General features: G+C 63.3%; 11 protein-coding genes. 10 read left to right on the forward strand and 1 reads right to left on the reverse strand.

All coding sequences use genetic code 11. The features are described from left to right. Positions 1-36 precede the first annotated feature (36 nt). The 3 genes from AC6CH8_RS18200 to AC6CH8_RS18210 are packed head-to-tail and all read left to right on the forward strand — an operon-like array spanning position 37 to position 2,952. Positions 37-972 carry a hypothetical protein gene (locus tag AC6CH8_RS18200; protein WP_498191751.1) on the forward strand — a complete coding sequence of 312 codons (936 nt, stop codon included), beginning with the start codon at positions 37-39 and terminating at the stop codon, positions 970-972. Then, positions 965-1,453: an NUDIX hydrolase gene (locus tag AC6CH8_RS18205; protein WP_309075171.1), complete on the forward strand. Its 489-nt coding sequence runs from the start codon at positions 965-967 to the stop codon at positions 1,451-1,453. The genes AC6CH8_RS18200 and AC6CH8_RS18205 overlap by 8 nt, the downstream gene beginning before the upstream one ends. After that, positions 1,450-2,952: a hypothetical protein gene (locus tag AC6CH8_RS18210; RefSeq protein WP_498191752.1), complete on the forward strand. Its 1,503-nt coding sequence runs from the start codon at positions 1,450-1,452 to the stop codon at positions 2,950-2,952. Before AC6CH8_RS18205 ends, AC6CH8_RS18210 begins: the two co-directional genes overlap by 4 nt. Before the next feature lie 190 nt (positions 2,953-3,142). Here the strand turns inward: AC6CH8_RS18210 and AC6CH8_RS18215 are convergent, their stop codons facing one another. Then, positions 3,143-4,159: a TM2 domain-containing protein gene (locus AC6CH8_RS18215; protein WP_498191753.1), complete on the reverse strand. Its 1,017-nt coding sequence runs from the start codon at positions 4,157-4,159 to the stop codon at positions 3,143-3,145. A 260-nt stretch (positions 4,160-4,419) separates the two neighbouring features. Between AC6CH8_RS18215 and AC6CH8_RS18220 the strand changes: the two genes are divergently transcribed. From AC6CH8_RS18220 to AC6CH8_RS18250, 7 genes are all read left to right on the forward strand, one after another. Then, complete coding sequence (locus tag AC6CH8_RS18220) at positions 4,420-4,893, forward strand: hypothetical protein (RefSeq protein ID WP_498191754.1); 474 nt, start codon at positions 4,420-4,422, stop codon at positions 4,891-4,893. 17 nt (positions 4,894-4,910) lie between these two features. Then, positions 4,911-5,459 (forward strand): SRPBCC family protein, encoded by a 549-nt coding sequence (locus AC6CH8_RS18225; RefSeq protein WP_498191755.1) that lies wholly within the window; start codon positions 4,911-4,913, stop codon positions 5,457-5,459. Positions 5,460-5,562: 103 nt separating this feature from the next. Next, positions 5,563-6,183 carry a hypothetical protein gene (locus tag AC6CH8_RS18230; protein WP_498191756.1) on the forward strand — a complete coding sequence of 207 codons (621 nt, stop codon included), beginning with the start codon at positions 5,563-5,565 and terminating at the stop codon, positions 6,181-6,183. 122 nt (positions 6,184-6,305) lie between these two features. Continuing rightward, positions 6,306-7,040 carry a YcnI family copper-binding membrane protein gene (locus AC6CH8_RS18235; RefSeq protein WP_420180141.1) on the forward strand — a complete coding sequence of 245 codons (735 nt, stop codon included), beginning with the start codon at positions 6,306-6,308 and terminating at the stop codon, positions 7,038-7,040. A gap of 80 nt (positions 7,041-7,120) precedes the next feature. Further along, complete coding sequence (locus tag AC6CH8_RS18240; RefSeq protein ID WP_498191757.1) at positions 7,121-7,792, forward strand: DUF4232 domain-containing protein; 672 nt, start codon at positions 7,121-7,123, stop codon at positions 7,790-7,792. A 55-nt stretch (positions 7,793-7,847) separates the two neighbouring features. Continuing rightward, entirely contained in the window at positions 7,848-12,791 is a 4,944-nt protein-coding gene (locus tag AC6CH8_RS18245; RefSeq protein WP_498191758.1) for an ATP-dependent helicase, read from the forward strand. Beyond that, positions 12,784-13,614: a DNA-formamidopyrimidine glycosylase family protein gene (locus AC6CH8_RS18250; protein WP_498191759.1), complete on the forward strand. Its 831-nt coding sequence runs from the start codon at positions 12,784-12,786 to the stop codon at positions 13,612-13,614. The genes AC6CH8_RS18245 and AC6CH8_RS18250 overlap by 8 nt, the downstream gene beginning before the upstream one ends. Positions 13,615-13,726: the final 112 nt, after the last annotated feature.

Raw genomic sequence — 13,726 nt, forward strand, 5'->3', positions numbered from 1 at the left:
GCTCTGGTAGGGCGGCCGGGAGCGGGAAAAACCTCTTTGGCCGCCGCTTTGAAGGCAACGGATGGTCACTGGTTGCAGCTCAGTATGGCGAGACCGCTCTATGCGGCACAGGCTGCGCTTTTCGATCGGATGGGTGTTCCTCATCACGAGCTCGGACAGGACGGTGAGCTGCTGTCCTTCCTGGGCGGGCACATCCGTCAGCGCGATCCACAGGCACTAACGCGGCGGGTGATTGAACGAGCGGACTGGTTACAGGCACTCTCGAGCGAACGATCGGTTGTCATAAGCGATGCCCGACCTGTGGACTTGGATGAGTTGCGCGACGCCGGCTTCACCGTAGTGCTGGTGCGGGCACCAGAAGAACTTAGGCTTGCCCGCTTGCAGGCCCGTGATGATCTAACGGAGAATCCGGACTCGGCGGGCGTGGAGCTCAAAGCTCAGGAACCTACCGCCGACCTCTATGTGGACACTGCTGGATCGCTCGCAGATCTCGAGGCCAGCGCCGAGACTCTGCTGAGAGACTTGCCCGCTGCTCCGTATCCGGCTCAGGCCGGGGCGGTAGCTCTGAAAGAGCTCGAACGAACTCTCTACAGAGAGGCGAGCGCGGCAATCACGGGTGTTTACCGGCCATCGCGGCATCAACTCGGATGCGCGATGCTCGGCGATGACGGGGAGTTGGCCACCGGCGTTCACGTAGAGGCTGAGGTGGGTCGTGCATCGACTTGTGCCGAGAATGGTGCACTGGCACAAACCATTGCCCGTGGGGCCAAACCCGTCGCCATGATGACGGTGCGTCATCCTCGTCCGGAGGAGACCCGCGATGTGGAGATCATGCCGCCCTGCGGCCTGTGTCGCGAGCTGCTTTGTGGTTATGGGCCTGACTCCATGGTCTGGTTGCCCTCTGGACAGGTCCGTCTGAGAGATCTACTTCTGCACAGGTACATCGGAACGAAATGGAGAAATCATGGTTGAGCAGCTAGTACTCACCAACGTCTATGCGCTGGTTCGCGACCGCCACAACCCAAGTCGCATCCTGCTGCAGCAACGGTGGAAGCCCGAATCAGATCCGGTAAACAGCGGACGTTGGGAGTTGCCGGGCGGTAAATGGCGCGCCTTCGAGCCTTTGGCCGCATGCGCCGAGCGTGAGGTGGAGGAAGAAACCGGCCTCAGCGAGGTGGAGGTGCAGGTCAGCCAGACCGACCACGAGCTGCTGGGGGACAGAGTACAGGTCAGCGAAGCGATTCAGCTGGTACAGATGCTCCAGGGGCCGTATCCCTCACTCCTGGCGATTGTGGACGTCCTGGCCTCCGGGTTGCCCCACTCGACTGGCGACGGATCTCGTGAAGTGCAATGGATCGATCAGGAAGCGCTGATAGAGATGATGCAGAATGAGCCTCACACGTTTACAGCGCTCAGCTTCGCAGCCCTTCAGCACCGGCTCTTGGCGCAATGACGGTTGGCTCTGCCTGGCTGGGGCGTGTTTCGGCGGCGGACGTAGCCGACTTGGCGTACGTGCAGGCTTGGTCACCCAAGCAGCGCGGTGTCACCGCAGAGATTGCCGGGGAGCTTGCGTTCTTCGGTCGACAGGCTCCTCAGCGTCGTAGTGTTTTGGGGTGGACCAGCGCACGGGACACTGCCCTGGTTGAAATCAACGATTCGACCTGGATTGCTCCCCAGGTCCGTCTGCGACAACAACTGCTTTCGGCTGCCGCCGGAGGCGATCTCCTGGAGGAAGGTGGTGTACCAACAAGCAACGTTCCCAATATTGCTGCCGTCACAGCATCGCTGGTCGCCCAGCGCCGCTGGGCGCTTGTACCATCGGGGCGCCATGATTTTCGGAGTCCGGACAGGCGGGATCCGGAGGTCTCCTGCGCGGTGCCTGTCAGTAGTCGGCTGGGGCGGATTTCGGAGTTCGGGGCCAGCTACGGCCTGTGCTTCAACAGCGGCTACTACATCTGGCTGGAGGAAGAGTTCGCCGACGGATTTGCCAGTAGCGGCGACCCGATCGGACTGGAGGTGGTTGACGGCGTGATTACGTCGCCGCCCACGGCCTCACGCTCGGCGCTGCTGAGGGTGCTGGATGCCTCCGGCAGGGACAAAATGATCATAAGTCAGGTGGACGTGTGTGACCTCACCATCACCCTCCCCGGGGGACTTGTCATCCACGGCGAAAGGGCTGCCTGCCGGTGTGTTCGTTCAGTTGACTGCCTCGCCGCCGCTGCAGGCGAGGTTCACGTCCTTACACGGGCACGGGGTGCTGACGCCGCCGTCCCAGTGCCCCCGGGATTCGTCGGGCTGACACTGTACGGGCGCCAAGTGGTCCAGATTAGTCGCCAGAGCACACCCTGCCCCGCCAATGGGCTCGTCCTTCTCGTTCCAGTTCCATCTGCCAAGCGTTTGTTTGAGGAGGTTGGAGACAGTGCTTGGGTAATTTATGACCTCGAACTGGCTGGTTCCCGCGTCTTATCAGGTACTCAAGTGGGGCCCACCGTGCTTCGCGGCTCTGAACCCATCGACGTCGCCCGTGAGGTTGCCGACGGGCACGAGGTGTACCGCCCGACAGAGGAGTTCGGCCACGAGGCTGTACCGCCAGTGGCTCTGACAGTTGAGAAGATTGTGGACGAGCCGCGTGGCAGGGCCGCCGTCGGACTTACGTCTGCGGGAGACGTGTGCGTGCTCGTTGCCGAGGGCTGTGAGCCTCGCTCCATCGAGCCTGGTTTTGACATCTTGGGCGCAACCTCAGCGGATATGACTACGGCACTTCTCGAAGCGGGGTGTTGCGACGCCGTTTTGCTCGACAGCGGCGGAGCGGCAAACATCTCACAATTTGGACGCCTTGCCCTACCGCCTGCTGACCGTAACGATGTGGTCGGAGTGGCCTTCGAGCGCTACGTCCCCGGGGCATGGCGCCTTGCGACATCGGCCCAATCCGGCATGTCGCGAGCTTGGTAGTTAACTGCCGTTGGACGCCGGGATGTAGCGCCATCTGGCGTGTACCGTGTGGTCCGCTGATGGCTGCATATCAGAGCGAGATTGATCTGATACGCAGCCATCAGCGGACTTGTTCCGGTGGATCTCTTGCAATGACGGAGTGATTCCGCCAAGTGCTAAGAACTGAGATCCTGGCCCTCAGCGAACGAGATTAGAACTTGTACTCAAAGCCACCCTTGAGGCCGGACTCGAAAACCAGAAGCCCGGTGGCCGCTGGCACGTCCAGCACAACTTTTCCGGTGACTTTCTCGCCGGGTCCCATGCCAGCGCTGGGGAACTGCTCTGCGTCAGGAATGCACGAATACGTCGCGATACTGGCAAGGGAGCCATTGAAGGTGGTGCCGTTGGCTGCAATGTACTTGAAGTCGAAACCGCTCAAGGTGAACTTCGGGTAGGCAGACTGAGCCAACTCAGGCGTGGTCTCAACCGTGATATCAACCGCCACCACGTTGCCATTCTCGGAGGGACGAGCATACGGTTCGGTGCAAGTGACCGGCGTGATGCTGTTGACGGTGAACTTGGTGTGGACGTCGCCGCTCTTGCCGTCACTGATGGTACCGATATCGCCAAAGGCCATCACGAGGTTTCCACGGCTGTTGGTTTCCACATCGTCCGCAGGTGCGGGCGTCGGGGTTGACTTGGTGACAGGTTCAACAGACGGAGCAGTTACCGGGGCAGTGAGGGCTGCGGTTGTTGCGATGCCCTGGCTTACGTTGAACGCGATGCTGGCAAGGATCACTACAGCGGAAACGATGAGGGCGACCAGCTTGTGCCGGTCGTAGCCCTCCAGCGGGCGACGACACTTATCAGTCTGCTTGTTGGCCAGAACCAGGATGAGGTCCACCAATGCCCAAATTCCGAGGCCACCAAAGGTAAGAAGCTTGGCAATACCGGTGCCGATCTTGCCAAGGTAGAAGCGGTCAACGCCGAAGACGCCCACCAGCAATGCCAGGAGCCACGTCACAAGGAAGGACTTGGGCGGCGTGGTAGGCGCCTGGAATTGCTGCGGGTATCCCTGAGGCGGCTGGAAAGGCTGGCCGTACGGCTGCTGGAAACCCTCCTGCGGCTGCTGACCGAACGCCGGCGGCGCCTGGTACCCCTGGGGTGCAGGCGGCTGGTAGCCCTGGGGCACGGGTGGTGGCGTGTAGCCAGGCTGATCTTGACTCATGAGGGCCCTTTCAAACGCCGCGCTTTTAGGCGCGGCTAAACACAAGTGGGTTTGATGCGAGTGGATTGCCTTTGTGCTCTGGCAATGAGTGCGAGCTAAAACTGCGACGCTAGCCTGTCTAACGCCCCCAAAGTTGCTCCCCAAAGCACCGGCAAATGCACGGTAATTCGGATTTTACAGGGTGGGAGAAGATTAGATTGAACACGACCGGGCTAATGAAACCCGCCTACCAAGGGGGAATTATGCGTTGCCGCATCACAATGACTGCTATCGCTGCCGTCTCAGTTGGACTGACTGTGGGCTGCTCCGCCGCCAAGCCGCTTGAAGTGGACCCCGCGAGAACGTCAGTCGAATACACGTTTCGAGACAGTTCCGTCCCACCCGAATACCATCGCAGCTACGTGATCAAGGCCTCCAGCACGCAGGCCACCATCACTGTGGATTCTTACGGCGACGTCCTTCGTCAGGAGAGTTCTGCAGTGTCGGCTGAGACGTGGACCAAGGTAACGGATCTGGTTCGCAGCCTGCCGGAACGGACGAAAGACATCAAAACGCAGAAACCTGGCTGTGCAGGTGGTACTGCCTCGAAAATCGTGGTGCGGGAAGGCGATGAGGAGCGCTACTCCCGGCACATCGAAGACTGCGGTGGAGGCCCTGTTGCGCCCTTAACGGATACAGCCGCCCCGCTGGAAGCACTCTTCGACATGAGAGACCTCCTGAAAACCAGTGGCTGAAGCTTTGAGGGGCATCAATGACCAAGCGCACACAGAAAAGCACCGACTACGCGTTCGTCACGGTGTGGCGGGTGGCGGGCACACGCGAGGAAGTAGTGGACGTCCTGGGCGACGCCGCGGCTCTCAAACAGTGGTGGCCCTCCGTCTACCTCACGGTCACGCCCGTAGACCAAGGCGGACCGGATGGAGTTGGTGCATGCTTTGACCTTCATACCAAGGGCTGGCTCCCATACACCTTGCGTTGGCGACTCACTATCACCGAACCCGTGACCCTCGACGGCTTCGCGCTCACAGCCGAAGGCGACCTCAACGGCACGGGCCGATGGACATTCGAGACCGACGGTCCGGAGGTAGTCATCACCTACGACTGGCGGGTCAGTGCCACCAAGCCCTTGCTTCGCCGTCTGAGTTGGCTCTTCAAACCGGCCTTCTCTGCCAATCATCACTGGGCCATGGCTCGCGGTGAGGAAAGCCTGAAACTTGAGCTCCGCCGTCGACGTTCCGGGTCCGCAGCCAATGTGCCCGAGCCACCGAAGCCAACTTTCGTTCGCTCCTCGAGTCGTTAAGCGGAGCTATCCACATAGGCACCCATCCGGGTCCTGCCCGGCACCGAACTCCCGATAGAATCAAGACGCCGATAATCAAGCAGCAACAGTTGAGGGAGGGCCCGTGCGCACATCGCAGTCCCGGGTGCCCTTTCATGCGTTGCGGTCGGGCGCCATCTCGATTGTGGTGGTTCTCCTCGCTGCAGTGGCCCACCTCGTGGGTGGCGGAGAACTTCCCAGCGCACCGGTCCTGCTGGCGCTCGTTGCGCTGACAACCTTGGCTGCCACGCTCGCTACCCGCTTCAAGTTGAACTTTTTCACCATGGCGGGACTCTTGGGCGCCGGGCAGTTGGCACTTCACGAAGCCTTCACGGCCTTGAGCCCGATAGCTGTCAGCCAGCAGGAATCAAACCACCACCTCGGTGGCGAAGCCTTCAGCACCGGGCTGGACATTTCGGTGACACACACCCATGAGCTCGGCACAGCCTTTGGCACCATGATGTTTGTGGGCCACGTCCTGGCCACCATTGTGTCTGCCGTCATCCTGGCAAAGGGCGAAGATGCCTTGTGGCAGCTCGCCGCCTGGCTGCGTCCGCTGCTCGCCCTGCCCACGTTGGTGTTCAGGCCCGACGCCGGCGCCTCGCCTGCCGCAGTAGGCGCACCCGACGTCTTCATCCCCCGCCCTTGGCGGAACCTTAGGCAAGACAGCCGCCGCGGCCCGCCCGCCGTCGTCGTACTTACCTAGTTCCGCCCGGCACCTGCGCGCGACAAATTGCGCGCCGCAACAGCAAGCCTTTTTGCATGGTGACGGGCTCCATACCCGTACCCCGCGCCGAATATAGCCGGCGCCCCCGAAAGGCAATTCCCATGAAAACCTCGACTCGCCGCACCCTTTCCGCAACCGCCGTCGCCGGTGGAACCGCTGTCCTGATGATGGCCGGCCTGGCCGGAGCATCCGCGCACGTTTCGGCCGATCCGAACAAGACCGCGGCCAACTCGTACGCGCTGGTGACCTTCGGAATCCCTCACGGCTGCGACACCTTCGGCACCACCAAAGTTGCCATTTCACTCCCCGAGGAACTGAACGACGCCCAGCCCACGGTCAACCCCAACTGGACCGTGGAGAAGGTCACGGAGACCCTCGCGGAGCCCAAGAAGCTGGATGACGGCACCTCCATCACCAAGCGCACAAGCCAGATCGTGTACACGGCCAAAACACCCTTGGATCCACACTTGCGCGACGCGCTGGTCTTGTCAGTGAAGTTGCCGGACGCAGCAGGCAAGACGATCTACTTCCCCACGCTGCAGACCTGCGAACAGGGCCAGACCGATTGGTCTGAAGTCGCCAAGGAAGGACAGGACCCGCACGATCTGAAGGCCCCTGCACCGTCGGTCACCATCACTCCGGCCGATGCTGCAGGCGACCAACACGCTGCAACGACGGAATCCACCGAGCCGGCCTCCGCCGTAACGGACGACGGCTCGCAGGCGCGCAGCTGGGCCGGCCTGATCGCCGGCATTGCGGGCTTGGGCTTGGGCGGCGCTGCGTTCTTCCGCAGCCGCTCGGCCAAGCCGGCAGTGGCCAAAGCCGACACGAAGTAGTTGACGTCGGATTGGTGCCCGGAAGATCACAATCCGGGCGCCAATCCGCGCTTCAAGCCGTGGCTGAATTGACTCGCATCATGGCCGGAACAAAGCTGGTGCCCATGTGGACTCAGCGCATCAAAACCGGTCTTGTGACGACGACAGCAGCCGCTGCGCTGTTGCTTCTTGCTGCTTGTGGGCCAAGCCCCAGCCCGTCCGGGACCGGCAGCGCCCCGCCAACCTCTTCGACGCCGTCGGCCTCGGTCCCGGCGACGTCAAGCTCTCCTTCTGCAACAGCCACGACGACGCCCTCACCCTCAGCGTCAGCAACATCCGCAGCACCCGCAGCACCCGCGCTGTGCAAGGCTGCGTCCCTCAGTGCCACAACCGACGCGACTGGCGGCGGTGCGGCCGGCAGCATCTACGAGAAGTTGATACTGACAAACTCCGGCACAGCCCCCTGTATCTTGGAGGGCTTCGCCGGCGTCTCCCTGACTGCCGACGCCAATGGTGAGCCAATCGGCGAACCTGCAACCCGCGAAACCACAACTCCGGTGACCAAGATTGAACTGGTTCCGGGAAAGTCGGCGTGGGCCGAAATCCGCTACACCCAAGCCGGCAACTACGGCGACTGCACCAAGGTGCCCGCCGCCGGTTTCCGGATCTACCCGCCGAACGACACAGCGTCGCTGTTCATCCCGGAGCCCCACGATGCGTGCAGCAACGCGGGTATTAAGCTCCTGACCATCACGGCGTTCCAGGCAGTCTGACCGTCTTCCCACGGCTCCGGCTTATTCTGTCGGAGTCGTGGGGCATGATGGAGGAATGCAGGAGCCGCAGGCGTCGGATGGCGCCATCAGCCGATTCAGCCAGGCAACCAGGGAATGGTTCCTAGGCGCTTTTTCCGAGCCGACACCCGCGCAGGATGGGGCGTGGAACGCGATCTCCTCGGGCTCTCATGCCTTGGTCGTCGCTCCTACTGGCTCCGGCAAGACACTCGCTGCTTTTCTCTGGGCCCTCGATCGCCTGCATTCCAAGCCCAGTGACACATTGCCGGGACTGGAGACCGTCCCGGTCAATGGCAAGGGCCGGGCAAAGCGGCCCAAGACCAAGACGCGCGTCCTCTACATCTCGCCGCTGAAGGCACTGGGTGTGGATGTGGAGCGAAACCTGCGCGCACCCCTGATTGGAATAACGCAAACCGCCAAGCGTTTAGGGCTTCCGGCACCGCTGGTAACAGTCGGTGTGCGTTCAGGAGATACGACGGCGGCCGATCGCCGCACGCTGTTGACCAACCCGCCGGATATCCTCATCACCACCCCGGAATCACTGTTCCTCATGCTGACGTCCCGTGCCCGGGAGACGCTCAGCGAAGTGGACACCATCATCATCGATGAAGTGCATGCCGTAGCAGGCACCAAGCGCGGCGCGCACCTGGCCGTTTCCCTGGAGCGCCTCGACGCCCTGCTTCCGAAGCCTGCCCAGCGCATCGGGCTTTCCGCCACAGTCCAGCCCCGAGAGTTGGTGGCCCAGTTCCTGGCAGGGCAAGCTCCGGTGGAAATTGTCGCTCCGCCATCCAAGAAGAACTGGAACCTCACGGTCACAGTCCCCGTGGAGGACATGTCGGATCTTCAGGGCGCTGCGGGAGCATTCGACTCCGGGCCGGCATCGGGCCTGCAACCCCAGGCTTCCATCTGGCCGCATGTGGAGGAGCAGATCGTGGATCTGGTCCTGTCCAAGCAGTCCACCATTGTCTTTGCCAATTCCCGTCGCCTGGCGGAACGTCTCACAGCCCGACTCAACGAGATCTACGCTGAACGCCAGTTGATGGCGGTGGGCGGTAGCGAGTGGGCGGCTCCCGGAGCGACCGAAACCAGCCCCGGAATCCCGGCCTCCACGGCCACTCCTGCGCACATGATGGCGCAGGCTGGAAGCACTACCGGCGCCGATCCTGTGCTGGCCCGCGCGCACCATGGTTCGGTTTCCAAGGACCAGCGGGCCATGATCGAGGACGATCTCAAGTCCGGGAGGCTCCGCTGCGTTGTGGCAACCTCGTCGCTGGAGCTCGGCATCGATATGGGTGCCGTGGACCTGGTGGTCCAAGTGGAGTCACCCCCGTCGGTGGCCAGTGGGTTGCAGCGCGTCGGGCGTGCCGGGCACCAGGTCGGCGAGATCTCCGAAGGCGTGCTCTTCCCCAAACACCGCGCGGATCTCCTGCACACCAGCGTCACCGTTGAACGCATGCTCAGTGGGCAGATTGAACGCCTGAGCATTCCCGCCAACCCGCTCGATATCCTGGCCCAGCAAACAGTGGCGGCTACCGCCTTGGGCAGCATCGACGTTGAGGACTGGTTCAGCACCGTCCGTCGCTCAGCGCCGTTCGCGAGCCTGCCACGCTCGGCCTTCGAAGCCACCCTGGACCTCCTGGCCGGAAGGTATCCTTCAGACGAATTTGCAGAACTACGGCCCCGCATCGTCTGGGACCGGCACGCCGGGACCATTGAGGGCAGGCCCGGTGCCCAGCGCCTTGCTGTCACGTCAGGCGGCACCATCCCGGACCGCGGACTATTCGGTGTTTACATCATCGGTACGGAAGTAGAGGGCTCAGCTTCCCCCAGCAGCGGGGACGGGAGTGAACCGACCGCCTCGGCCCGTGCAGCCAAGGGAGGACGCCGCGTTGGTGAGCTCGACGAAGAAATGGTCTACGAATCCCGAGTGGGAGACGTCTTCGCACTCGGAGCCACCAGTTGGAAGATCGAGGACATCACCCACGATCGAGTGCTGGTCTCCCCTGCCTTTGGGCAACCCGGGAAGCTTCCCTTCTGGAAGGGCGACTCCCTCGGCAGGCCCGTAGATCTGGGCCGCGCGCTGGGTGCTTTCATTCGGGAACTCTCGGCAGCAGACGAAGCCCCGGCCATGGAACGTTGCCAGGCCAGCGGATTGGATGCCTTCGCCGCAAACAACCTGATCCAGTACCTGAGGGAGCAAAAGGAAGCCACAGAGATTGTCCCAAGCGACCGAACTCTGGTGGTTGAACGCTTCCACGACGAACTCGGCGATTGGCGGGTAGTCCTCCACAGCCCGTTCGGCATGCCCGTTCACGCCCCATGGGCACTTGCAGTGGGCCAACGCCTGCAGCAGCGCTATGGCTTGGACGGATCCGCCATGGCAGCCGATGACGGCATCGTGCTGCGCGTGCCCATGATGGAAGACGAGCCACCCGGCGCTGAACTCTTCCTCTTCGACCCGGAGGAACTCGAACAAATCGTCACCACGGAAGTAGGCGGCAGCGCCCTGTTCGCATCCCGGTTCCGCGAATGTGCAGCCCGCGCCCTACTCCTCCCCCGGCAGAATCCGGCCAAGCGCCAGCCGCTGTGGCAGCAACGCCAGCGCTCAGCCCAGTTGCTGGACGTCGCCCGGAAGTACCCGTCGTTCCCCATCGTGCTCGAAACAGTCCGGGAATGCTTGCAGGATGTTTACGATCTACCCGCACTGAAAGACATCGCAGCGTCCGTGGAGCGCAGGGAACTGAGGATCGTGGAGACCACCACGCAGCAGCCCTCCCCTTTCGCGAAGTCCTTGCTGTTCGGTTACGTTGCCCAGTTCCTCTACGAGGGCGACTCCCCCTTGGCGGAGCGTCGGGCTGCGGCCCTCGCCCTCGACTCCACGCTCCTCAACGAACTCCTCGGCCGGGTGGAACTGCGCGAACTCCTGGACGCCGCCGTCATCGATTCAACAGAGTTGGAACTGCAGCGCCTTGCCCCGGACCGACGGGTTCGTGGCATGGAAGGCGTCGCGGATCTGCTGAGGCTGCTCGGTCCGCTCAGCGTTGAAGAAGTAGCTGAACGTCTCCAAGGGCTGGAGCAAACTGGGCTCGGGGACGTAGACGAACTCGAAGAAAGCCAAGCGGCAGCGCCACATGGCAGCGTCGCGGACGCCGGCTCCCACCTCGCGGCATTGCAGAAAGCCAACCGCGCACTCAAGGTAACCATCGGCGGCGTCGAACGTTTTGCGGCAATTGAGGATGCGGCACGGCTTCGTGACGCCATCGGTGTTCCGCTGCCTATGGGCGTGCCGCTAGCGTTCATCGAGCCGGTCAGCGATCCCCTGGGGGACCTCGTTTCGCGCTACGCCCGCACCCACGGACCGTTCACGGCGGCGGAGGCTGCAGCAAGGCTGGGACTGGGCGTAGCGGTGGTCAATACTGCCCTTAAGCGCCTGGCCGGTGACGGCCGGGTGGTGGAAGGCGAATTCCGCCCACACGCCGTCGCGGAGCAGCCCTCCGAGGCAGCCGACTCAGAGCTCATGAGCGTGGACGCCCCGCCGTCCAGCGAATGGTGCGATGCCGAGGTCCTGCGAAGACTGAGGCGTCGCTCGCTCGCCGCGCTGCGGGCCGAAGTAGAGCCCGTGGACACAGCCGCCTACGGCCGGTTCCTGCCGGCATGGCAAAACGTGACCTCGCCGGGTAAGTCCCGAAGCCAGGCGCTAAGGGGGCTGGACGGGATCATCACGGCCGTGGACCAACTGTCCGGAGTGCCCATCCCGGCATCCGCATGGGAACCCTTGGTACTCGCGAGCAGGGTGGCGGACTACAAACCGGCAATGCTGGACGAACTCATGGCCGCCGGCGAACTCCTTTGGTCCGGCGCAGGCTCCCTGCCCGGAAACGACGGCTGGATCAGCCTCCATGTAGCCGACTCCGCTGAGCTGACGCTCAACCCGGACCCCGAATTCGAACCCGGTGATGCCCAGCAGCGGCTCTTGGAACATTTCAGCGCAGGCGGCGGCTACTTCTTCCGGCAACTGACGGATGTGGCCGGTGGCATGGACGCGGTATTGAGCGACGACGCCGTGGTGTCTGCCCTCTGGGACCTCGTCTGGGCCGGCCGTGTAACAGGCGATACTTTCGCTCCCGTGCGGGCCATGATCGCCGGCGGGAAAACCGCCCACCGGCAAGTAGCCAAAGCGCCGAGGGCCCGGGCCCCGCGCATGAGCAGGCTTGGCCGTTCCCATGGGACGGGCCTCTTGGGCTCACCCGGGCTAACGGGGGGTCGCTACGGCTCGTTAACAGGTGGCATTGCGCCTGCCCCGCCGTCGGCAGTGGGCCGCTGGTCAGCGCTTCCCGCACCGGAACTGGACCCCACTATCCACGCCCGCGGCACGGCTGAGCTTTTATTGGACCGCTACGGCGTGGTGACGCGTGGTTCGGTCATGGCGGAGAACATCATCGGTGGCTTCGGGCTCATGTATAAAGTGCTGGCCCGGTTGGAGGAAGCCGGCCGTTGCCGCCGCGGCTACTTCATCGAGCATTTGGGGGCCGCCCAGTTCGCCGTCCCTGCCACGGTTGACCGGTTAAGGTCGTTCACGGAGGACGCCCGCATCTCCAAAGCCGACCCCTCCGCGCTCGCACTTGCCGCGACAGACCCCGCCAACCCCTACGGCGCGGCCCTTCCTTGGCCTGCGCTCTCTGTCGACGCCGGTTCCGGGCACCGGCCAGGACGCAAGGCCGGAGCGCTGGTGGTGATGGTCGACGGCGCGTTGGTCCTTTACGTGGAACGCGGCGGCAAGACGCTGCTCACGTTCAGCCAGGACGACGCCGTGCTGACAGTTGCGGCCCAGGCGCTGGTGGATGTGGTGCGCCGTGGGGCCGTGGACAAACTCTTCATGGAGAAAGTCAATGGCCACGATCTCCTGGAAACCCCGATCGCCGTCGCCCTCGCGGACGCCGGCGCATACTCCACTCCGAAAGGACTCCGTATCCGTGCCTGAAGGTGATTCCATTTGGCGGGCCGCGTCACGGCTACACGAGGCATTGGCCGGGAAGACCATCAAGGCCTCCGACTTCCGCGTGCCGCGATTTGCCACCCTGAACCTGGCGGGCTGGACCATGGCCGAGGTTGTTCCCAGGGGAAAGCACCTGCTCATGCGCCTGACGGGCCCTGCTGACGAGGAACCCGGCGCCAGCAGGAAACCCCGTGCCCTGACCATCCATTCCCATCTCAAAATGGAAGGGAACTGGATGACCTACCCACCGGGTGGTCGCTGGACCAAACCCGGCCACACTGCCCGGTGCGTGCTCCGCACGGACTCCGTGGACGCCGTCGGGTTCTCGTTGGGCATCCTGGAAGTGGTGCCCACAGCTGAGGAAGACAAGATCGTCAGACACCTCGGGCCGGACCTGCTCGGCCCCGACTGGGACGAGGAAGAAGCGCTGCGCAGGCTTCGCGCCGAACCGGACGTCACCGTGGGATTCGCGTTGCTGGACCAGCGGAAGCTTGCGGGCATTGGCAATATCTACAGATGCGAGGCATGCTTCCTGTCCGGCATTCACCCTGCCCTGCCCATAGGAGACGTCCCTGACCTTGCTAAGACAGTCAATGACGCCAAACGGCTCCTCGGCGAAAACCTGGGTCCCGGGCGGAGGACCACCCTGGGGCCGCGCGCCATGCGTCCCGGGTACTGGGTGTACGGCCGGGAGCGTCAACCCTGCAGGCGCTGCGGCACTGCTGTACGCCGCGGCCTTCTTGCAGGACCGGACGGCACGGAAGAACGTGACATCTACTTCTGTCCGCGCTGCCAGCCGGCTCCATAGTCCAGCATGAAGCTCAACAAGGGGCCGGACCTGGCCACTTAAGGCCAGCCAGGTCCGGCCAACAACCGCCGCGACGGCTGCGCGCAACTGCCAGCCCGGCCCGCTACTCCAG

This window comes from Paenarthrobacter sp. GQ52 (genome assembly GCF_059759005.1).